The organism is Phaeobacter sp. HF9A, assembly GCF_011806385.1.
GTDB lineage: Bacteria > Pseudomonadota > Alphaproteobacteria > Rhodobacterales > Rhodobacteraceae > Epibacterium.
Genome location: NZ_JAATOX010000038.1, coordinates 1 through 20,814, shown reverse-complemented (window position 1 = coordinate 20,814; position 20,814 = coordinate 1). Strand labels below are relative to the sequence as shown.

General features: G+C 61.2%; 18 protein-coding genes. 9 read left to right on the top strand and 9 right to left on the bottom strand.

Annotated features, from left to right (window positions below):
• Window positions 1-9: 9 nt before the first annotated feature.
• The gene (tkt, locus tag HCZ87_RS09105) at window positions 10-2,031 is read left to right on the top strand and encodes a transketolase (RefSeq protein WP_167643440.1); all 2,022 of its coding nucleotides are present in this window, start codon (window positions 10-12) and stop codon (window positions 2,029-2,031) included.
• A 102-nt stretch (window positions 2,032-2,133) separates the two neighbouring features.
• Here tkt and HCZ87_RS09100 read toward each other — a convergent pair whose 3' ends face one another.
• Complete coding sequence (locus HCZ87_RS09100) at window positions 2,134-3,078, bottom strand: DUF808 domain-containing protein (RefSeq protein ID WP_167643439.1); 945 nt, start codon at window positions 3,076-3,078, stop codon at window positions 2,134-2,136.
• A gap of 241 nt (window positions 3,079-3,319) precedes the next feature.
• On the opposite strand from HCZ87_RS09100, the gene gap reads away from it, so the two are divergent.
• Both gap and HCZ87_RS09090 read left to right on the top strand, forming a co-directional pair.
• Window positions 3,320-4,321 carry a type I glyceraldehyde-3-phosphate dehydrogenase gene (gene gap, locus HCZ87_RS09095; protein WP_167643438.1) on the top strand — a complete coding sequence of 334 codons (1,002 nt, stop codon included), beginning with the start codon at window positions 3,320-3,322 and terminating at the stop codon, window positions 4,319-4,321.
• An 81-nt stretch (window positions 4,322-4,402) separates the two neighbouring features.
• Entirely contained in the window at window positions 4,403-4,546 is a 144-nt protein-coding gene (locus tag HCZ87_RS09090) for a hypothetical protein (protein ID WP_167643437.1), read from the top strand.
• Between the two features lie 44 nt (window positions 4,547-4,590).
• Here HCZ87_RS09090 and coaD read toward each other — a convergent pair whose 3' ends face one another.
• From coaD to HCZ87_RS09075, 3 genes are all read right to left on the bottom strand, one after another.
• Window positions 4,591-5,085: a pantetheine-phosphate adenylyltransferase gene (coaD, locus tag HCZ87_RS09085; protein ID WP_167643436.1), complete on the bottom strand. Its 495-nt coding sequence runs from the start codon at window positions 5,083-5,085 to the stop codon at window positions 4,591-4,593.
• A 106-nt stretch (window positions 5,086-5,191) separates the two neighbouring features.
• Complete coding sequence (locus HCZ87_RS09080; protein ID WP_167643435.1) at window positions 5,192-5,626, bottom strand: CBS domain-containing protein; 435 nt, start codon at window positions 5,624-5,626, stop codon at window positions 5,192-5,194.
• 55 nt (window positions 5,627-5,681) lie between these two features.
• Window positions 5,682-6,578, bottom strand: coding sequence for a LysR family transcriptional regulator (locus tag HCZ87_RS09075; RefSeq protein WP_167643434.1), 897 nt, complete (start codon window positions 6,576-6,578; stop codon window positions 5,682-5,684).
• A gap of 158 nt (window positions 6,579-6,736) precedes the next feature.
• Here HCZ87_RS09075 and HCZ87_RS09070 point away from each other — a divergent pair, with 158 nt between their 5' ends.
• Window positions 6,737-8,236: a CoA-acylating methylmalonate-semialdehyde dehydrogenase gene (locus tag HCZ87_RS09070; RefSeq protein WP_167643433.1), complete on the top strand. Its 1,500-nt coding sequence runs from the start codon at window positions 6,737-6,739 to the stop codon at window positions 8,234-8,236.
• Window positions 8,237-8,411: 175 nt separating this feature from the next.
• Window positions 8,412-9,029, top strand: coding sequence for a L,D-transpeptidase (locus HCZ87_RS09065; RefSeq protein WP_167643432.1), 618 nt, complete (start codon window positions 8,412-8,414; stop codon window positions 9,027-9,029).
• Between the two features lie 75 nt (window positions 9,030-9,104).
• On the opposite strand, the gene HCZ87_RS09060 is transcribed toward HCZ87_RS09065, so the two are convergent.
• Window positions 9,105-10,949, bottom strand: a complete 1,845-nt coding sequence (locus HCZ87_RS09060) for a glycosyltransferase (protein ID WP_167643431.1) — start codon at window positions 10,947-10,949, stop codon at window positions 9,105-9,107.
• Between the two features lie 248 nt (window positions 10,950-11,197).
• Between HCZ87_RS09060 and HCZ87_RS09055 the strand changes: the two genes are divergently transcribed.
• From HCZ87_RS09055 to mmsB, 3 genes are read left to right on the top strand one after another with little or no spacing between them, the layout of a single operon-like run.
• A complete protein-coding gene (locus HCZ87_RS09055) occupies window positions 11,198-12,343 on the top strand; it encodes an acyl-CoA dehydrogenase family protein (RefSeq protein WP_167643430.1) in 1,146 nt (381 codons plus the stop codon).
• Between the two features lie 15 nt (window positions 12,344-12,358).
• Complete coding sequence (locus tag HCZ87_RS09050; RefSeq protein WP_167643429.1) at window positions 12,359-13,399, top strand: enoyl-CoA hydratase/isomerase family protein; 1,041 nt, start codon at window positions 12,359-12,361, stop codon at window positions 13,397-13,399.
• A gap of 3 nt (window positions 13,400-13,402) precedes the next feature.
• Window positions 13,403-14,278: a 3-hydroxyisobutyrate dehydrogenase gene (gene mmsB / locus HCZ87_RS09045; RefSeq protein WP_167643428.1), complete on the top strand. Its 876-nt coding sequence runs from the start codon at window positions 13,403-13,405 to the stop codon at window positions 14,276-14,278.
• A 9-nt stretch (window positions 14,279-14,287) separates the two neighbouring features.
• Here mmsB and HCZ87_RS09040 read toward each other — a convergent pair whose 3' ends face one another.
• The gene (locus HCZ87_RS09040) at window positions 14,288-15,043 is read right to left on the bottom strand and encodes a helix-turn-helix domain-containing protein (protein ID WP_167643427.1); all 756 of its coding nucleotides are present in this window, start codon (window positions 15,041-15,043) and stop codon (window positions 14,288-14,290) included.
• 124 nt (window positions 15,044-15,167) lie between these two features.
• Here HCZ87_RS09040 and HCZ87_RS09035 point away from each other — a divergent pair, with 124 nt between their 5' ends.
• Window positions 15,168-15,596 (top strand): excinuclease ABC subunit A, encoded by a 429-nt coding sequence (locus tag HCZ87_RS09035; protein WP_167643426.1) that lies wholly within the window; start codon window positions 15,168-15,170, stop codon window positions 15,594-15,596.
• Here the strand turns inward: HCZ87_RS09035 and HCZ87_RS09030 are convergent.
• From HCZ87_RS09030 to HCZ87_RS09020, 3 genes are all read right to left on the bottom strand, one after another.
• Entirely contained in the window at window positions 15,593-16,297 is a 705-nt protein-coding gene (locus HCZ87_RS09030; protein ID WP_167643425.1) for a DUF2807 domain-containing protein, read from the bottom strand. The genes HCZ87_RS09035 and HCZ87_RS09030 overlap by 4 nt on opposite strands.
• Before the next feature lie 168 nt (window positions 16,298-16,465).
• Window positions 16,466-19,333 carry an excinuclease ABC subunit UvrA gene (uvrA, locus tag HCZ87_RS09025; RefSeq protein ID WP_167643424.1) on the bottom strand — a complete coding sequence of 956 codons (2,868 nt, stop codon included), beginning with the start codon at window positions 19,331-19,333 and terminating at the stop codon, window positions 16,466-16,468.
• A 120-nt stretch (window positions 19,334-19,453) separates the two neighbouring features.
• A complete protein-coding gene (locus HCZ87_RS09020; RefSeq protein WP_254868582.1) occupies window positions 19,454-20,620 on the bottom strand; it encodes an MFS transporter in 1,167 nt (388 codons plus the stop codon).
• Window positions 20,621-20,814: the final 194 nt, after the last annotated feature.

Below are 20,814 nucleotides of genomic sequence, written 5' to 3'. Positions count from 1 at the left end.
AACAGTTCAGTGGATCTGACAGCCCTGCGCTCTGCAAACCCCGAGCATTGGAACAAAGCCGCCGCCATCCGCGCCCTGACGCTGGATGCCGTCGCCGGTGCGAACTCCGGCCACTCCGGCATGCCGATCGGCATGGCCGACGTCGCCACCGTGCTGTTTGAAAAGCACATGAAATTCGACGTTTCCGCGCCGAAATGGGCTGACCGGGACCGGTTTATCCTGTCTGCCGGTCACGGCTCCATGCTGATCTATTCGCTGCTCTATCTCATGGGTGACGCGCAGGTGACGCTGGATCAGATCAAGAATTTCCGCCAGTCCGGTGCGCTGACCGCCGGTCACCCGGAAAACTTCCTGCTCGACGCGGTTGAGGTCACCACCGGCCCGCTCGGCCAGGGGATCTCCAATGCGGTTGGTTTTGCCATGGCAGAGGAAATGCTGCGGGCGCAATATGGTCGCAAGATCGTCGATCACCACACCTATGTGATCGCTGGCGACGGCTGCCTGATGGAAGGCATCAGCCAGGAGGCCATCGGCCTTGCCGGGCGTCACCAGCTGGGCAAGCTGGTGGTGTTCTGGGACAACAACAACATCACTATCGACGGCACTGTCGAGCTCTCGGATCGCACCAACCAGGTGATGCGCTTCAAGGCCTCCGGCTGGCATGTGCAGGAAATCGACGGTCACGACCCGGCGCAGATCGACGCCGCCATCGAGGCCGCGAAGAAGTCCAAGAAACCGTCGATGATTGCCTGCAAGACCCATATCGCCCTGGGCCACGCGGCGCAGGATACCTCCAAGGGTCACGGCGCGCTGACCGATGCCGACCAGCTGGCCGCTGCCAAAGCCGCCTATGGCTGGACCGGTGGTGCCTATGAGGTGCCCGCCGATATCAAATCCCAGTGGGAAGAGATCGGCAAACGCGGTGCTGAGGCGCGCGCCGAATGGGAGGCCCGCTTTGCCGAGACCTCCAAGCAGAAACAGGATCGCTTCAACCGCGCCTTTGCGCTGGACGCCCCCAAGAAGCTGTCGGCCACCATCAAGGCGCTGAAAAAGCAGATCTCTGATGAGAAACCCAAGGTCGCAACCCGCAAGGCCTCCGAGATGGCGCTGGAAGTGATCAACCCGATCATGCCCGAAACCATTGGTGGCTCGGCGGATCTGACCGGCTCCAACAACACCAAGACCGGCGATCTGGGTGTGTTTGACACCGACAACCGCAAGGGGCGCTATGTCTATTGGGGTATTCGCGAGCACGGTATGGCGGCAGCGATGAACGGTATGGCCCTGCATGGCGGTATCCGCCCCTATGGCGGCACCTTCTTCTGCTTTACCGACTATGCGCGCCCGGCCATGCGTCTGGCGGCCCTGTCCAAGATCCCGACGGTCTTTGTGATGACCCATGATTCCATCGGCGTGGGTGAAGATGGCCCGACCCACCAGCCGGTCGAACATCTGGCGATCTGCCGCGCCACGCCGAACACCTATACCTTCCGCCCGGCGGATGCGGTGGAAACGGCGGAAGCCTGGGAAATCGCGCTGACCTCGAAAGAGACCCCTTCGGTGATTGCCCTGACCCGGCAGAACCTGCCGACCGTGCGTACAGAGCACAAGCTCTCCAACCTCACCGAAAAAGGCGCCTATGTGCTGGCCGAGGCCGAGAGCAAGCGTCAGGTGATCCTGATGGCCTCGGGTTCTGAGGTCTCCACCGCGATGGCGGCGAAAGATATCCTGGAAGGCCAAGGCATTGGCACCCGTGTGGTGTCCGTGCCCTGCATGGAGCTGTTCCACGCCCAGGACGAAGCCTATCGCCGCAAGGTGCTGCCCGCAGGTCCGGTGCGTGTCGCCATTGAGGCCGCGGTGCGCGATGGGGGCTGGGATCGCCTGCTACTGGGCGAACGCGGTCAGGAAAAGAAGGCCGGTTTTGTCGGCATGATGGGCTTTGGCGCCTCGGCGCCCGCAGGCGAGTTGTTCGAGAAGTTTGGCATCACGCCCGAGGGCACGGTGGCCAAGGTCAAAGAATTGCTCGGATAAGGGTTTGGGGGCGCTGCCCCCGGCCCTTTGGGCCTCCCCCGGGATATTTGGAAAAAGATGAAATAGAGCGCTCCAATCTGGGGCGCTCTATTTCGTTGAGCGTTAGTGCGCGGTTTTGGCGCCAAGGAGGGGCGCGATCACTTTGGTGGCGATGGGAACGAGGATCAGCCCGGCGCAAAGGCCGAGCATGCCATCCACCACTGCCTTGATTATCCATTCCAGGCGCGCATCGCCCTGACCGAAGCTGTGGGCCAGCGCGTGGATGCTCTCTTCGGGCCAGTGCCAGCCCATCTGATGCGCGGAATGTACGATAATGGAGCCGCCGACCCAGAGCATCGCGGCGGTGCCGACGATGGTCAGCATCTTGAGGAACCAGGGCATAAAGGCGACGATGCCACGCCCAAGCGCGCGGGTGGCGGCGAGCCGGCCAACGCGGGTGAGCCAGAGGCCGATGTCATCCATCTTCACAATGATCGCAACCACGCCGTAAACCGCGATGGTGATCATCACCCCGACGATGGCGAGCGTCACCGCCTGGATCCACAGCACATCGCTGTCGATGCTGGCGAGCGAAATGGTCATGATCTCGGCGGAGAGGATGAAATCGGTCTTGATGGCGCCTTTGACCTTTTGCTCCTCCAGGTGGCTGGGATCGCCCGCCTCTGCCTCTGTCGTGGAGGAGGCGGCGCCATATGGCAGCACCACATGCAGGATTTTCTCGGCGCCTTCGAAGCTCAGATAGCAACCGCCCAGGATCAACAGCGGCGGCACCAGCCATGGTGCGAATTGCGACATCAACAGCGCCACAGGCAACAGGAACACCAGCTTGTTGATGAAGGAGCCGCGGGCAATGCGCCAGATCATCGGCAATTCGCGCGCGGGCTGAAAGCCGGTCACATATTTCGGCGTCACCGCGGCATCGTCAATGACGATCCCCGCCGCCTTGGAGCCCGCTTTTGCAGATTGCGTGGCGATATCATCCACCGAGGCTGCCGCCACTTTGGCAATCCCCGCAACATCGTCCAGCAGGGCCAGAAGACCGCTCATATCCCACCTCTTTTGTTCCGTCACAGCTCTCTATGACCTCTAGCGCGCCTGATAGAGCTGCTTCAAGCGCGAGCATGTCGCGCCCTCTATGACACAGTTATCGCAAACGGGGAAAACCTGTTAACGCAACCATAAAAGTTTTGCGCTAACAACTTGTGTTTGCTGATGTTTCTCCTTTTTTCCGAGGTTAATGGCGGCTATAGGCTGGCCTCAAGACGTGCTTTTCGTGGAGATGACAAAGATGACCATCAAAGTTGGAATCAACGGTTTTGGGCGCATTGGCCGCTGCACATTGGCGCATATTGCCGGCAGCTTTCGCAATGACATCGAAGTCATCAAGGTCAATGCCACCGGCCCGATCGAGACCGCCGCGCATCTGATCAAATACGACAGCGTGCATGGCCGCTTTCCCGGCGCGGTGGACTTCAGCGAGGGGCGCCTGAACCTCGGTCGCGGTGACATGGAGGTGTTTTCCACCTACGATATGGACACGCTGGACTGGGAAGGCTGCGACGTGGTGCTGGAATGCACCGGCAAGTTCAACGATGGGCTGAAAGCAAATAAACACCTGGAGCGTGGCGCCGGCAAGGTCCTGCTCTCGGCACCGGGGAAGAACGTCGACCGCACCGTGGTTTATGGCGTCAACGACGAGGATCTTCTGGTCACCGACCGTATGGTTTCCAACGGCTCCTGCACCACCAACTGCCTGGCACCGCTGGCGAAAGTGCTCGACACCACCTTCGGGATCGAGAGCGGCATCATGACCACCATCCACGCCTACACCGGCGATCAGCCGACCCTGGACCGTCGTCACGATGATCTCTACCGCGCCCGTGCGGCGGCGATGTCGATGATCCCGACTTCCACTGGTGCGGCCAAGGCGCTGGGTGAGGTGCTGCCGAATCTGAAAGGCCGTCTGGATGGGTCTGCGATCCGCGTGCCGACGCCGAATGTTTCCGCGGTGGATCTGACCTTCCGCGCCGGGCGCGACGTGACCGTCGAAGAGGTCAATGCCGCGATGGAAGAGGCCTCCAAGGGGCAAATGTCGCGGGTGCTGGGCTATGAGCCCGCGCCGCTGGTCTCCAGTGATTTCAATCACAGCGAAGAAAGCTGCATCTTCGCGCCGGATCAGACCCGCGTGGTTGACGGCCGCATGGTTCGCGTGCTGGCCTGGTATGACAATGAATGGGGCTTCTCCGTGCGGATGGCGGATGTCGCCACCGCCATGGGGCGCCTGAACTAAGAAAACGCCAAAGTCCAACGGGTTGAGATATTGCGCCCGGTCAGGCATATCTGACCGGGCGTTTCCTATGCGGGTCCCACCATGACGAATTCCCTCGCCATCACCCTTGGCATCATCATCCTGCTGCTCATTGCGGTTGATGTCACCGCTTTTGACAGCCGTCATCTGTTGTTTCTGGGCAAGAAGCTCTTTGACCTGATCGAATGGATGGCCTTCTGGCGCTAGGCCATGGCCCTGCATTGATTTAGATACTCAGACTGTTTCCGAATTCAGACGCCGAGACGCTCTCTCAGCTTCTGGTCGACCTTTGAGGTCACAAATTTGCTGGTGTCACCACCCAGCCGTGCGATCTCTTTCACCAGTTTGCTGGCGATCGCCTGATGGCGGGCTTCGGCCATCAGGAACACAGTCTCGATACTGTCGTCGAGCGCGCGATTCATACCAACCATCTGGAATTCATACTCAAAATCCGCAACGGCCCGCAGTCCGCGCACGATCACCTGGGCCCCGACGTCACGCGCGCAGTCAATCAGAAGATTTTCGAAGGGATGGACGACAATTTCGGTGCCGGTTTGCTCTGAGAGCTGAGCGCATTCGGCTTCGATCATCGCGACGCGCTCTTCCAGATTGAACAGCGGGCCCTTGTCGCCATTGATGGCGACCCCGATCACCAGCCGATCCACCAAGGCGGTGGCGCGGCGAATAATGTCGATATGCCCGAGGGTGATCGGGTCGAAAGTTCCGGGATACAGACCGATGCGCATGGGCCCCCTCCTGCCTGCGTCAGATTTGCGGGCACGCAATCATGTTGCGCGCCGCATTGCAAGTGCGTGTTAATACCGAATGAGGGCCTACAGCACAAACCGGCGGTTAATGCCCCATGATCATGCCTTCGAGGGCAGATTTTTCCATTGCAACCTCGGCCAGCTGGGCCTTGACCACATCGCCGAGCGAAATGATGCCGACCAGCTCGCCGGACTCAACAACCGGCATGTGGCGAAACCGGCCTTCGGTCATCTGGGTCAGCGCCTGTTCGACGCTGGTATCCTGAACACAGGTCACCAGATCGCGGGTCATATATGTTTCGACCGTCTGATCGAGACAGCCGGGGCCGACCTTGGACAGCTGGCGCACGATGTCACGTTCCGACAGGATCCCCAGCGGGGTTTTCTGATCCGAGGACACAAGCACCGTCCCGATCCCATGCTCTGACAAGAGTTTTGCAGCCGTCATGAGCGTGGCATCCGGTCCGATGGTGACAATGTCCTTGATATCCTTGGAGCTCAGAATCGACTTAACCAGCATGATGCGTACCCTTGAAAGAAAACGTTTCTCCCTCAAGGGTTGCCGCAAGCGCGCATCAAGTCAAGCCTTCCAGACGTTCAACCTCTTCGCGAATACCTTTTGACAGGGCCTCGGCAAAACGGTTGAGGCGTTCACTGCGCTGATCACCCTGATGACGAACCAGGTAAAACGCACGGCTCAGGCAGAAGGCATCCTTCAGCACCTTGCGCAAATGGCGGTGGCTTGGCAGCGCAAAATCATGCACCACCCCCAGCGCGGTGCCCTCGGCCAGGAGCTTGATCTGCACCGAGACGGAGTTTGACGCCAGCGCCACCCGCTCCACCCCCAGATCATTGAGATAGTCCAGCTCCTGGTCAAAGATCATATCGGGAATATAGCCGATCATGCGGTGGTCGCGCAGATGCTCCAGTTTTTCCAGCGGGGCCGAGTCCCGGATATAGTGGCGCGATCCGGCCAGATGCAGGTGATAATCGGTGATCTTCTGCACCAGGAGCTTGCCCGCGGTGGGCGCGCTGACCGTCACGGCCATGTCGGCCTCGCGCCGGGACAGGTTGATCACCCGTGGCAGCGCTACGATCTGGATATCCAGATCCGGGTTGTCCTTTGAAATCTGTGCACAAACCTGCGGCAGAATGTAATTGGCGCAGCCATCCGGCGCGCCGATGCGGATCTGCCCGGAAAGCGTATCGCTGGGCCCGGTGAGCGCCTCTTCGCCGGCGCGCATGGCCAGTTCTGCCGCCTCGGCATGGGCCAGCAGGCGATCCCCCGCAGCGCTCAGCGCATAGCCCTGTGGCGATTTCACAAACAGCGATGTTTTCAACGCGGTTTCAAACCGCGCCACCCGTCGCCCCACCGTCGCCGGATCCATCTTTAGAACACGCCCCGCGCCGGACAGGCTACTTTCGCGCGCCACGGCCAGAAACACCTTCATATCGTCCCATTGGGGTTCCATCTGACGGGATCCTCCAGTCTGCTTTTCGGTCTGCAACTCCGGGTAAACCTACATTAACCATTTGCGTTAATGCAAAACCTATTTGAAAGCTTTCCTCTTTTCCCGTCGTTTTTGCAATCCTAAGATGGCGCCAACCCAAAGTTTGAGGAGGACTGCACATGCAGGAATTGACCCATTACGTGAACGGCGAAAAAGTCGCAGGCACCTCTGGTCGGTTCGCCGATGTTCTGAACCCGGCCACCGGCGAGCAGATCGCCAAGGTGCCGCTGGCCACCAAGGCCGAGATGGACGCGATCATCGCAAAAGCCGCCGAAGCACAGGTCGGCTGGGCGGCCACCAACCCGCAAAAACGCGCTCGCGTCATGATGAAGTTCGCCGAGCTCATCAATGAAAACATGGACAAACTGGCCGAGCTGGTCAGCATGGAACATGGCAAGACCCTGCCCGACGCGCGCGGCGATGTGCAGCGCGGCCTGGAGGTCGTCGAGGTCTGCATGGGCGCGCCCCATATGCTGAAAGGTGAATTCACCAACAGCGGCGGCCCGGGCATCGACCTTTATTCCATGCGTCAGCCGCTGGGTGTTGTGGCGGGGATCACCCCCTTCAACTTCCCGGCCATGATCCCGCTGTGGAAAATGGCACCGGCCCTGTCCTGCGGCAACGCGATGATCCTGAAACCCTCCGAGCGCGTGCCCTCCACCTCGCTGATGCTGGCCGAGCTGCTCAAGGAAGCGGGCCTGCCCGACGGCGTTCTGCAAGTGGTCAATGGTGACAAGGAAGCCGTGGACGCGATCCTGGACAATGAAACCATCCAGGCGGTTGGCTTTGTCGGCTCCACCCCGATTGCCCAATACATCTACGGCCGCGCCGCCACCAATGGCAAACGCGCGCAGTGCTTTGGCGGCGCCAAGAACCACATGCTGATCATGCCCGATGCGGATCTCGACAAGGCCGCCGATGCGCTGGTCGGTGCCGGCTTTGGCGCGGCGGGCGAACGCTGCATGGCGATCTCGGTTGCGGTTCCGGTTGGCAAGGAAACCGCCGACGGGCTGATCGAACGGCTGCTGCCGCGCATCGAAAAGCTCAAGGTCGGCCCCTACACCGCTGGCGAAGACATTGACTTCGGCCCCGTCATCACTCCGCAAGCCAAGGCCCGCATCGAAGGTCTGATCGACAGCGGCGTGGAACAGGGCGCCAAGCTGCTGGCCGATGGCCGTGGTCTGACCCTGCAAGGCTATGAGGGCGGTCACTTTGTCGGCCCGACCCTGTTTGACGACGTCACCGCCGAGATGGACATCTACAAGGAAGAGATCTTCGGCCCGGTGCTCTCCACCGTGCGCATGGACAATTACGAGGACGCGCTGAACCTGGTGAAGGACAACGCCTATGGCAACGGCACCGCGATCTATACCGCCGATGGCGATACCGCGCGTGACTTTGCCGACCGGGTGAATGTCGGCATGGTCGGCATCAACTTCCCGATCCCGGTGCCGCTCAGCTACCACACCTTTGGCGGCTGGAAGAAATCGGCCTTTGGCGACCTGAACCAATATGGCCCCGACGCCTTCCGCTTCTATACGCGCACCAAGACCGTCACCCAGCGCTGGTTCTCCGGCATCAAAGAAGGTGGCGAGTTCAACTTCAAAGCGATGGACTGACCTCCCCGCACCCCGCAATCAAAGGCCGCCCCGCGTTTGGGCGGCCTTTTTTTGCGCATTGCAATGGCACGCGCCCTGCTCACGGGAATGTCAGCAGCGCCCCCTCTGGCGTCGCCGCGTGACCTCTCCTATGGTCGCAGAAAAGATCGAGCAAATAATATGCGAGGATGCGCCGATGTCGCAGAATAAGAAACCGCCCTTTGGAGTGTCGCGTCGCGCCCTGATGGGGGGCGTTGCCGCAACCTTGGCCACGCCCGGCCTGCTGCGTGCACAATCCAGCGATGCCTTCCCTCAGAACGAGCCCGCCATCCGCGACAAGATCCCGGTACAGCGCAATGTCTCTGCCTTTCAGCAGCAGCATTGGCAGGATCATTTTGACGAGCTCGGTGTCGGCTGCCTGCTGGCGGATATTGACAGCCGTGCCCTGCACTATTGGTCCGGCGATGGCGAAACCTATATGCTGTTTCCCTCCTCGGTTCCCCTGAGCGAGGAACTGACCCGGCGCGGCTATTCAAAGATCGTGCGCAAACGCGAAAACCCCTCCTGGACCCCAACCGCAAGCATGCGCGAGCGGGACCCGACCCTGCCCCAGAGCATCGGCGGTGGCGTAAAGGGCAATCCGCTTGGCACCCGCGCGATGTACCTTGATTGGCCCGCCTATCTGGTGCACGGCACCCATGACACCCGCAAGATCGGTCGGCAAAGCTCCTCCGGTTGCATTGGTCTATATAATCAACACGTTGAGAAGCTCTATCCCCTGGTGCAGATCGGCACGCAGGTGCGCTTGCTCTGACGCGGCAAGCCAACGGACAGAAAACGCCGCGCCCTTGATGTTCAAAGGCGCGGCTTTTTTTGATGTCATTCCCACTTAGGCCGAGATGGCCATGGACTTGGGCGCATTGCCGTTCAGATAGTGCTCGAAGGCATGTTCCAGCAGCCGTTCAAAATCGCGGGTATACCCTGCGGTATCAAACAGCGGCGCGTTTTCCCGTGCTGCTGCAATACGGTTCCGGATATCAGCAAGATAGTCGGGTTCCTGCGCAATGCGCAGGGCGACCTCGAAATATTTCTTTTCAGACTGGGTCACCAGATCCGGCAGGCCGGCGGCCTGCAAGATACTGCCTGCCACGCGGGCGGCAAATTGTTCGCCCATCTTGGTGACCACCGGCAGACCGGCCCAAAGCGCATCGCTGGCGGTGGTATGGGCGTTCACGTTGAAGGTATCCAGGAACAGATCCGCAAGCCGCAGACGGGCCAGGTGCAGCTCCGGCTTCAGACGTCCAGTCGGAATGATACGCGCCCCATCAACACCGCGTTTCTCAGCCTCGGCTTTCAGCCTCTGCTCAATATCGTTGGTGCCGGTGTAGAACCACAAGACACTGTCCGGCACCTCTTTCAGCAGAGCCATCCAGAGATCATATTCCCGCGGTGTCACCTTATAGGGGCTGTTGAAGGAGCTGAAGACAAACCCGGTTTCCGGCAGGTTGAACTGCGCGCGCGAGTACTGAATATCGGCGATTTTCCGATGGTCGTCATTGGGCTGGTAGCAATGCGGCATGTAGAGGATATGCTCGCTGTAGAGCTTGCGCAGATGGGCCGGAATCGTCGCCTTGTCTGCGACCATGTAATCCATGGATTTCAAGCCGGTTGTGCCGGGATAGCCCAGATAGGCCACCTGCACCGGCGCGACGCGTGCGTTGAAAATATCAAGACGCCCGCCTTCCGTGAAGCCTTTGAGATCCACGGCAATGTCGATTTGGTCCCCACGGGCAAGATCCACCAATTGCGTCGTGGTCATGTGGCGCACGTCCTGGAAACGACCCGCGTTTTTGCGGGCGCGGTGGTGTTCACGATCCTGCACCGCAGAGCCGTAATCATACATGTAGATGTCAAACTTTTCGCGATCATGGGCCTCCAGCAGACCGAACATCAGATGCATCGTGGCATGATCATGAAAATCGTTGGAGAAATACCCGATACGGATCTTCTGGCCCTGATTGCGTGGCCAGTATAGGCCTCTAGCGGTAGCGGGTTTACCAAACTTCGCCTTGATCACCGCCTCTGATCGGCGACGCTGATAGGCACCATCGTCGCAAAGTGAGAGAAACGCAAAGGGATCGGAGACGACACCCGGAGTGTCCAACCGCTTCAAGTAGGAGGGAATCTTGCCGAAATGATCCCATTGCAGACGGTGCGCCTTCAGGTGCATCATCCGCGACAGGGCGATGTAATTGTTCGGATCGTAACTAACCGCAATCTCGAAAAACCCAATCGCCTCCTCGAACTTTTTCATCCGCATCAATAGGGTCCCGATCATCGCGAAATGCGCGCTGTTCTTTGGCTCCAACTTGATCGCGCGCATCATGCAAGACAGTGCATCTGCCAGACGGCTGTCGTCTTTCATGAACACCTCGCCCAACAGGGAATGCAGAGCGGAGTTGTTCTCGTCGAGTGCGATGGCCTGGCGCAAGGCGGTTTTCGCCTTTTCCAGCTCATGGCTCAGAATGTGGTTTTGCGCCGCTCTCAGCAGGTTCTTCGCGGTCCGTTGCGGCGTCTCGCCTTTTGCCGCTGGCGAGCGAAATCCGTTTTTCATGTCAAAAGCGAACTTTGCCCGTTCCTGCGACATGACAGAGGTCACGAATTTGTCGAACTCGGGGTTATGCGGCTTCTTGTGCAAAACCGCGAGCTTGCTGGTCTGGTTCGATTGCGACACGGCGATCACGCTCCTTCTGAGGCTGTTTGCGTTGCCTGACCTCTCTGGATCATAGGCGTGCTTTGGGCTCATTTGTGGCGCGAAAACCTTAAAAAACTCCTCAAATCCTGACTGAATTATGCCCATCTGCTGCTGTCATTGGCAGCAATGCAAGCTGGCTTTGCAGATCCACAACTTGCGACATCCCTTCCAGACGCGTAAGAAATAAACAGTTGTTCAATTCTTGCAGCCTGGAGGGAGGAGAGCCCATGGACTTCGCAATGACAGAGGAACAGACGGCCATTTTTGACATGGCCTATGGGTTTGGCCAGGAGCATATCGCCCCCTTCGCGCGCCAGTGGGAGGCCGAGGGCACCATCCCCAAGGATCTCTGGCCTAAGGTGGGCGAGCTGGGCTTTGGCGCGCTATACGTCAGCGAAGAGGCCGGTGGCTCGGGGCTGAGCCGGCTTGATGCGACGCTGGTGTTCGAAGCGCTCTCGATGGCCTGCCCTTCGGTTGCGGCGTTCCTGTCGATCCACAACATGTGCGCCAAGATGCTCGATATGTTTGGCAGTGACAGCTTGAAAGCGCGGGTGATGCCGGATGCGCTCAGCCTCAACACCGTGTTGAGCTACTGCCTGACGGAGCCCGGCTCCGGCTCCGATGCGGCCGCGCTCAAGACCCGCGCTGAACGTACTGAAGGCGGCTATGTGCTCAACGGCACCAAGGCGTTTATCTCCGGTGGTGGCTATTCCGATGCCTATGTCTGCATGGTGCGCACCGGCGAGGACGGCCCCAAGGGGATTTCCACGCTCTATGTCGAGGATGGCACCCCGGGGCTGAGCTTTGGCGCGCTGGAAGACAAGATGGGCTGGAGGAGCCAACCCACCGCCCAGGTGCAGTTCGACGATTGCCCCGTACCCGCCGAGAACCTCTTGGGTGAAGAGGGAAAAGGCTTTAAATACGCGATGATGGGGCTGGATGGTGGGCGGCTGAACATCGCCTCCTGCTCGCTTGGCGCCGCTCAGGCGGGGCTCAACCAGACCCTGCAATATATGTCCGAGCGCAAGGCCTTTGGCCAAAGCATCGACCAGTTTCAGGCGCTGCAATTCCGCCTCGCCGATATGGAGATCGAGCTGCAAGCCGCCCGCACCTTCCTGCGTCAGGCCGCCTGGAAGCTGGATCAGGGCGCGCATGATGCGTCAAAGTTCTGCGCCATGGCAAAGAAATTCGTCACCGAGACCGGATCCAAGGTTGTCGATCAATGCCTGCAATTGCACGGTGGCTACGGCTATCTCGCGGATTATGGCATAGAAAAACTGGTGCGCGATCTCAGGGTGCATCAGATCCTTGAAGGCACCAACGAGATCATGCGCGTGATCGTCGCGCGCCATCTCGTGGCGGAACATCACTAATATAAGGTGCTATCCATGACCGAAATTCACATCCGTATCGAAGGCCGCGCCGGACGGATCACCCTGACCCGCGAAAAGGCGCTGAATGCGCTGTCTTATGACATGTGTCTGGCAATCGACGCCGCGCTCAAGGACTGGGCCAAGGACGACAGTGTTGCACTGGTGATCCTTGATGCGGCGGGCGACAAGGCCTTTTGCGCCGGTGGCGATATTGCCGAACTCTATAACACCGGCCTCGCGGGGGATCTTGCCTATGGTCGGGACTTCTGGCGTGACGAATACCGCATGAACGCGCGGATTTTTGAATATCCCAAACCGGTGGTCAGCTTCCTTCAGGGTTTCACCATGGGTGGTGGTGTTGGCATCGGCTGTCACGGCAGCCACCGGATTGTCGGCGAAAGCAGCCAGCTCGCCATGCCCGAATGCGGCATTGGTCTGGTGCCGGACGTCGGCGGCTCGCTCCTGCTGGCGCTGGCGCCGGGGCGGCTGGGGGAATATCTCGGCACCACGGGTTATCGCATGGGGCCGGGTGATGCGCTGCATGCTGGCTTTGCCGATCACTATATCACGCAGGACAAATGGCCCGCGCTGATCGCTGCGTTACAGACCAGCGGTGATGCCGCCTGCCTCGCGGAGGCTGCCGAACCCGCGCCCGAGAGCCCCCTTGCGGCGATGCAACCCGACATTGATGCCTGTTTCGCAGGCGAGGCAATCGGTGATATCCTGACCGTGCTAAGGGGCCGCGATGATGACTTCGCTGCCAGGTCTCTCAAGTCGCTCTCGCGCGGCGCGCCGCTGTCGCTGGCCTGCACCGTCGAGATGATCCACCGCTTGCGCAGCGCCACCACCAGCATGCGCAGCGCGCTGGAGCTGGAGTATCGCTTCACCCATCGCGCGGTGGAAAAGGGCGACCTGCTCGAAGGGGTGCGGGCCCTGCTGATCGACAAGGACAAATCGCCCAAGTGGCAATATGCGGATGGCACGGTGCCTGCGGTTGCGGTCAGTCAGATGCTGATGCCACTGGGCGCGGACAAACTGACGTTTGAGGAGGAGTGAGCCATGAAAATCGGATTTATCGGTCTTGGCAATATGGGCGGCCCGATGGCTGCGAACCTGGCCAAGGCAGGCCATGAGGTGATCGGATATGACACGGTCGATGTGGCGATCGAGGGCGTCAGCCTGGTGCCCTCCGCCGCCGAGGCTGCCAGCACCGCCGAGGTGATGATCACCATGCTGCCGAACGGGCAGATCCTGCGCGCCGTCGCGGCGGAGATCATCCCGGCGATGCAGGCGGGCGCGGCTTTTGTGGATTGCTCGACCGTGGATGTGGACAGCGCCCGCGCGGTGGCGGATCAGGCGGCGGCGGCGGGTCTGCTGGCGGTGGATGCGCCGGTCTCTGGCGGTATCGGCGGGGCCTCGGCGGGGACGCTGACCTTTATGGCAGGCGGCAGCGAGGAGGCCTTTGCCAAGGCGCAGCCCCTGATTGACATCATGGGTCAGAAGGCCGTGCATTGCGGGGCCTCCGGTGCCGGTCAATCCGCCAAGATCTGCAACAACATGATCCTCGGCGTCACCATGATCGCCACCTGCGAAGCCTTTGCGCTGGCGGATAAACTCGGGCTCGACCGGCAAAAGATGTTTGATGTGGTCTCCACCTCCTCTGGCAGCAGCTGGAGCATGAACGCCTATTGCCCCGCCCCCGGCGTCGGCCCGCAAAGCCCCGCCGACAATGGCTATCAACCCGGGTTCGCCGCTGATCTGATGCTCAAGGACCTGCGCCTGAGCCAACAGGCCGCCAGCAGCGCCGATGCCGACACCCCGATGGGACAGCTGGCCGAGGCGCTCTATGCCCGTTTTGTCGAGGAAGAAGACGGCAAAGGCATGGATTTCTCCGCCATGCTGCCCCGTTTTGAAACACGCAACCGCGAGGATTAACTGCCCCGATCAGGATAACAGCGCCTGCCGCGTGGCCTCATCGGCGGGAAACAGGCTCTCGATGCGCAAATCACAGAGCGCGATATCCTCGACCGAGCCAAACTGCGACACCGCAGAAAAGAACGACAACACCCGGCCCCCGACGCGATAGCGGGCCGGGATCATCGGCGGCAGCGGTGCGCTGTCATGCGCGGACAGATCCCGCTGACGCGCCTGAAGCCGGGCCACCGCATGTTCCAGCACCGCATCGCGGCCAAAGTGCAAAAGCTCGCTGCGCAGCCGCAACAGCAGCAGCCGCTCCAGCTCTGCCAGGTTGTCGATGCGGGCGCGCAGCGCGTCGCTTTCCAGAAACGCCTCCAGAAAACTGTCGCCCTCGCCGAGCCCGGTCGCCGCCAGCAACTGCTCTGCCGGGGCGTTCAGGCGGATCAACTGCCAGTGCCGCCCCAGCGCCATCGCCGGATAGGGCGCGTGACGCTCCAACGTCCAGTCCACCGCCGCGCGCAAGGGCGCCATCTCAGCGTCACTGAGGGAGCGCGCGCCATAGGCCGGCGTGTGTCCGGCGGCGGACATCAACCGATTGCTTGCCTCCGGCGACAGGAGCAACGCCGCACTGAGCCGCAGCACCATGTCGCGGCTGGGATTGGCGCGTCCCGTCTCAAGAAAGGAAATATGCCGCGCCGAGACCTCCGCCGCGAGGGCGAGATCAAGCTGGCTCTGACGACGGGTCTGCCGCCATGACTTTAGCTCTGCGCCAAATCCTTGCATCCACCTGCCCCCGTCTTTGCCGCTGCCGCGCCTCTGCGGCGCAGATAACCTTACCTCTCAGGTAATTGAAACCCCGCCGATTTTCCACCATCCCAAGGGCGAGACCTGAACATCGGAGCATCACATGTCCCTCTCCCTCGCCACCCGTCTGCTGCAACTTTCCGCGCTTGGAACAATCATTTTTGGCCTTGCGCTGATGCTTTCACCCCATAGTGGATTGGCCCTTGTTGGGCGGTTGTTTCTAGATCTGGGCTATTGGCCCGTCGATGGCCAACAGAGCATCACCGCAGACAGCACGCGGCTGCTGCTGGCGATTTCCGGGCTGGGTGCGGTGATCTGGCAGGTGAGCACATATGTCATGCCGACCGATCTGCCGCTTGCCCGCCGCTTGCTGTTGCCGGCGCTCTTGGGCTGGTATCTGCCCGACAGCCTTGGCTCGATCCTCTCCGGCGCGGCGTTCAACGCGGTGATGAACACCGGGTTTTTACTGATGTTCCTGCTGCCCTTGATGATGGCACGGCCAGATCCGCAGCCGCGCCACGGATTGGCCTAGTCCGCGATCTGCACCGATCCGCCGATCGAAGCGGCCACCTCGGTCTTGCTGGGGTGGCCCGCGACCGAAACCGCGCCGCCAAGGGCTGCGCTGGCGCGCAGGCTTTCGGTGGCAGTGACCTCCACATCCGCGCCGCGCATGGCGGAAACCTCGACCGACCGGCAGCGCAGCCCCTCGGCATCGACATCGGCACCATCGCTGGCTTCGACGCTCAGAACCTCACAGCTGCCGCCGATCTCCAGCTCCGCGCCCATCGCGGCGGTCAAGGCGACCTTGCGGGCCGCAAGCCCCGACGCCTCCATCGCGCCGCCCTGCGTAACCGTGAACGCCACATTGCCGGAAATCGTGCCGGACACATGTGCCGTTGCGCCCTGGCCCACCGTCAGCCCCGAAAGCCCGGGCATGTGAACGGTGACACGCAGCTCGTCTTCGAACAGTTTGGTGATGGGCGACAGCCGGGTGTTGCGCTGAATATCAAGCACCTGGCCGTCTTGCGAAATCCGCGGCGCGGTGCCACCGGGCAGGCTGTTGAACGCGGCTTCGACGCGATAGCTGTCGGCGCCAGAAATCACCACAAGCTTGATCCCGTCGGAGACCTCGATCTGGCGAAAGTTGGAAAACTCATAAACGTGGTCATCCGCAAGAACCGGAAGCGCGACAAGGCTGAGCGCCGCAGCAGACACAAAAAGACGGGGCAACATGTGCAAACCTCAAAATTTCAAAATCGGTAACATTGAGGTGATGTTGCGAGGATTAACATTCAAGGGAGAAGCGCAGAAAAAACTGGCGCGCCGGACCAGCCACCCGCCGAGGGCGTCATTGCAAGACGGGGCAAGCAAGCTGCCCGCGCCCTGCGCCAGAGCTGAGGCTTATTCCGCCGCGACCTTCTTGCGGGATTTCGCCGCCAGCATCGGTTTCAAGTAATGGCCGGTGTGGCTGCGGGGCTCCTCGGCGATCTTTTCCGGGGTGCCCGTGGCCACGATCTCGCCGCCGCCATCGCCGCCCTCGGGGCCGATGTCGATGATCCAATCGGCGGTCTTGATCACGTCGAGGTTATGCTCGATCACCACCACCGAATTGCCCTGCTCCACCAATTCATGCAGCACTTCCAAGAGCTTGCGCACGTCCTCAAAGTGCAGACCAGTGGTCGGCTCGTCGAGGATATAGAGCGTGCGCCCGGTCGAGCGTTTTGCCAGTTCCTTCGACAGTTTCACCCGCTGCGCCTCGCCGCCCGAAAGCGTCGTCGCCTGTTGGCCGACCTTGATATAGCCCAGCCCCACGCGCATCAGCGCATCCATCTTGTCGCGGATCGAGGGCACGGCGGCAAAGAAGCTCTGCGCGTCTTCGACCGTCATATCCAGCACATCGGCGATGCTCTTGCCCTTGAACTTGATCTCCAGCGTTTCGCGGTTGTAGCGCGCGCCGTTGCAGGTCTCGCAGGTGACGTAGACGTCGGGCAGGAAATGCATCTCGACCTTGAGAACGCCATCCCCCTGGCAAGCCTCGCAGCGGCCGCCCTTGACGTTGAAGGAGAACCGCCCGGGTTTGTAGCCGCGCGCCTTGGATTCTGGCAGGCCGGCAAACCAGTCGCGGATCGGCGTGAAGGCGCCGGTATAGGTCGCGGGGTTCGAGCGCGGCGTGCGACCGATCGGCCGCTGGTCGATGTCGATCACCTTGTCCAGATGCTCCAGCCCCTTGATGGTCTCGCAGGGGGCGGGTGTCTGGCGCGCCCCGTTCAGCCGCATCGAGGCGGTCTTGAACAGAGTCTCGATCGTCAGCGTGGATTTGCCGCCGCCCGAAACGCCCGAGACGCAGACAAATTTCCCCAGCGGGAATTCGGCGGTCACGTTTTTCAGATTGTTGCCGCTGGCCTTGACCACCTTGATCTTTTTCTTGTTGCCCTTGCGGCGCGTGGCGGGGATTTCGATCTCTCGCGTGCCCGCAAGATATTGCCCGGTGACAGAGCCGGCATCGGCCTCCACCTCGGCGGGCGTGCCCTTGCTGACCACCTGGCCGCCATGCACCCCGGCGCCGGGGCCGATATCAAAGACGTAATCGGCCTGGCGGATCATATCCTCGTCATGTTCGACCACGATGACCGTATTGCCCTGATCGCGCAGGTTCTTGAGCGTTGTAATCAGCCGGTCATTGTCGCGCTGGTGCAGACCGATGGAGGGCTCGTCCAGCACATAAAGCACGCCGGTGAGCCCGGAGCCGATCTGGCTCGCCAGCCGGATGCGCTGGCTTTCCCCGCCCGAGAGCGTTCCGGCGGCACGGCTGAGCGTGAGATACTCCAGCCCGACGTTGTTGAGGAACCCCAGCCGCTCGCGGATTTCCTTGACGATGGCGCGGGCGATTTCCTGTTTCTGCGCGCTCAGATGGTTCGGCACGTCTTCGATCCAGGCCAGGGCCTCGCGGATGGATTTCTCCACCACCTGCCCCACATGAACCCCGGCGATCTTGACCGCCAGCGCCTCGTCACGCAGCCGATAGCCCTCGCAATGGCCACAGGGCCGGTTGTTCTGATAGCGCTCAAATTCCTCGCGGATCCAGTTGCTGTCCGTCTCGCGATAGCGGCGCTCCATATTGGGAATGACGCCCTCGAACACCCGGGTGATCTCGTAGACCCGACCGCCCTCGTCATAGCGAAAGGCGATTTCCTCATCGCCGGAGCCATGCAGGAACACCTGTTTCACATGCGCGGGCAGATCCTTCCAGGCGGTGTTCTTGTCGAACTCGTAGTGCTTGGCGATCGCCTCGATGGTTTGCAGGAAATAGGGCGATTTGCCCTTGCGCCAGGGGGCCAGCGCCCCGTCATAGACCTTGAGACTCTGATCCGGCACAACCAGCCGTTCGTCAAAGAACAGCTCCATACCCAGACCATCACAATGGGGACAGGCGCCAAAGGGCGCGTTAAAGGAAAACAGCCGCGGCTCGATCTCCGGGATGGTGAAGCCACTGACTGGACAGGCGAAATTTTCGCTGAAGGTGATCCGTTCCGGCTCGCCCTCACGCGGGGCGGTTTCCAGAATGGCGATGCCATCGGCCAGATCCAGCGCGGTGCGCAGGCTGTCGGCCAGCCGGGTCTCGATCCCCTCCTTGACCACCAGACGGTCGACCACCACGTCGATGTCATGGCGGAATTTCTTGTCCAGCACCGGCGGCGTGTCGAGCTCGTGAAACTCGCCATTCACCTTGACGCGCTGAAAGCCCTGCTTGCGCAGCTCCAGCATCTCTTTTTTGTATTCGCCCTTGCGGTCGCGCACGATCGGCGCCAGCAGATAGCCGCGGGTGCCCTCCTCCAGCGTCATGATGCGGTCAACCATATCCTGCACCTGCTGCGCCTCGATCGGCAGGCCGGTGGCGGGGCTATAGGGCGTGCCCGCGCGGGCGAACAGCAGCCGCATATAATCGTAGATTTCGGTCACCGTGCCGACGGTGGAGCGCGGGTTCTTCGAGGTGGTCTTTTGCTCGATGGAAATCGCCGGGCTGAGGCCGGAGATATGATCCACATCGGGCTTTTCCATCATATCGAGGAACTGGCGGGCATAGGCGCTCAGGGATTCGACATAGCGCCGCTGCCCCTCGGCGTAAATCGTATCAAACGCCAGGCTCGATTTGCCGGAGCCGGACAGGCCGGTGATCACCACCAGCTGATCGCGCGGAATGTCGACGTCGATGTTCTTCAGATTGTGTTCACGCGCGCCGCGCACTTCGATGTTCTTCAGCTCAGCCATGATCGCCCTCAAACTTTGCTTAACACATAGAGACGCGCGGCCGGGTTTCCAAGCAAAAATGCGGAACATTCAGCGAACGTAGGCAAGTCTCCTGCAAGCTGCTGACAGCGCGGGCGTGGATCAGGCCCAACGGCGGCGCAGCGCAAATCCCTGATGCGCCAGCGCACCGCCGAGAAACAACAGCGCCAGCGTCAGCACCAGCCCGGAATAGCCCGCCAGTGTGATCATCCCGACCAGCAGCGGCGTGCCGATGGCATTGCCAAGGTTGCCCGCCTGCGCCATCGCGCCGTTGGCTTCCGACTGCGCGGCCGCGTCATGATTGAGCTGCGGCACCGAGGAGAAGCTGCCGCTCTGCACCAGCCCGAAAGAGGCCCCAAGCGCGAGACAAGCCAGCCAGAACCCCGGCATGACCCAGAGCCAGAGCATCGACAGCGCACAGGCGGTAAACCCCAGCTGTGCCAGCCTGACGGCGGGCATCCGCCGCAGCAGGCTCACCCCCAGGGTCATCGACACCGCAATCGCCACCAGCGGAATCGCGCCCATGATCATGGCGCGGTTCTCTTCGCTCAGGAAGGGGGGCAACACGGTCAAGATGGAGACAAAACAGCAGGTATAGAACAGCCAGCCCGCCGCCGGGGCGAGCTTGAACGGCGAGCGATAGATCCCGAGGTGCAACGGCAACAGAGTGTTGAGCTGTGGAAACGGCACCCGCGCGGGCACCGGCAGGCCGCGCAGCGCCAGATGTAGGATCACCGCCAATGCGGCCATGATCGCCGCATGAACGCCAAACAGCGCCTGCACCCCATGGGCGTGTACAAAGGGCAGACCGATCCAGTTCAGGAGCGCAAAGGCCACGCCGAAAAACGTGCTCCAGAGCGTCAGCGCCAGACCGCGCGACCCAGGGGTGGTGATCAGAACCATCAGCGTCGGCGCCGCAACAACAACCCCCAGATGCGAGGCCCCCTCGATCATCCGGGTCAGCAGAAACAGGCCAAAGGGCAGATCCAGACCCTGCAAGGCCGACATCACCGCGCCGAGGCTCAGTGCCCAGACCAGCGTGCGCCGATACCCGATGGCAGAGACAAACAGCCCCGCCACCACGCCCAGCAGGATGCCGACAAAGCCCACAACCGAGACCGCCCAGCTGATCGCCGCGCCGGCATCGGGATACAGCGTCGGCAAAAGATCAAAGGTGACGCTGATCTTGCCATATTGCGCCGCCGCACCAAGGCCCGCGACCCAGATCAACAGCACCATGACCCAATTTGTCCGATCCCGCTGCACCATCGCCCTGCCCCGCCTTTGGTCTTGAAACGTCACTCAATAGGTCAGCCCGCCGGGCTGGGCCAGACTGTGCGGTGTATCGGCACAAAAAAGGCCGGGCGTACGGCCCGGCCTTTGCCTGCGCGCAGGCTGCGGCGCTTAGATGTGAATCACCCGATCAAAGGCGTCCAGCACGCTTTCATGCATCATCTCGGACA

Coding starts and splice junctions, on each gene's coding strand:
- HCZ87_RS09040 (WP_167643427.1), bottom strand. CDS start 15,043: ATGCAAGGATTTGGCGCAGAGCTAAAGTCATGGCGGCAGACCCGTCGT.
- HCZ87_RS09030 (WP_167643425.1), bottom strand. CDS start 16,297: ATGTTGCCCCGTCTTTTTGTGTCTGCTGCGGCGCTCAGCCTTGTCGCG.
- HCZ87_RS09075 (WP_167643434.1), bottom strand. CDS start 6,578: ATGGAACCCCAATGGGACGATATGAAGGTGTTTCTGGCCGTGGCGCGC.
- HCZ87_RS09050 (WP_167643429.1), top strand. CDS start 12,359: ATGACCGAAATTCACATCCGTATCGAAGGCCGCGCCGGACGGATCACC.
- HCZ87_RS09055 (WP_167643430.1), top strand. CDS start 11,198: ATGGACTTCGCAATGACAGAGGAACAGACGGCCATTTTTGACATGGCC.
- HCZ87_RS09065 (WP_167643432.1), top strand. CDS start 8,412: ATGTCGCAGAATAAGAAACCGCCCTTTGGAGTGTCGCGTCGCGCCCTG.
- HCZ87_RS09070 (WP_167643433.1), top strand. CDS start 6,737: ATGCAGGAATTGACCCATTACGTGAACGGCGAAAAAGTCGCAGGCACC.
- HCZ87_RS09035 (WP_167643426.1), top strand. CDS start 15,168: ATGTCCCTCTCCCTCGCCACCCGTCTGCTGCAACTTTCCGCGCTTGGA.
- HCZ87_RS09100 (WP_167643439.1), bottom strand. CDS start 3,078: ATGAGCGGTCTTCTGGCCCTGCTGGACGATGTTGCGGGGATTGCCAAA.
- HCZ87_RS09080 (WP_167643435.1), bottom strand. CDS start 5,626: ATGCTGGTTAAGTCGATTCTGAGCTCCAAGGATATCAAGGACATTGTC.
- mmsB (WP_167643428.1), top strand. CDS start 13,403: ATGAAAATCGGATTTATCGGTCTTGGCAATATGGGCGGCCCGATGGCT.
- HCZ87_RS09090 (WP_167643437.1), top strand. CDS start 4,403: ATGACGAATTCCCTCGCCATCACCCTTGGCATCATCATCCTGCTGCTC.
- coaD (WP_167643436.1), bottom strand. CDS start 5,085: ATGCGCATCGGTCTGTATCCCGGAACTTTCGACCCGATCACCCTCGGG.
- uvrA (WP_167643424.1), bottom strand. CDS start 19,333: ATGGCTGAGCTGAAGAACATCGAAGTGCGCGGCGCGCGTGAACACAAT.
- HCZ87_RS09020 (WP_254868582.1), bottom strand. CDS start 20,620: ATGGTGCAGCGGGATCGGACAAATTGGGTCATGGTGCTGTTGATCTGG.
- gap (WP_167643438.1), top strand. CDS start 3,320: ATGACCATCAAAGTTGGAATCAACGGTTTTGGGCGCATTGGCCGCTGC.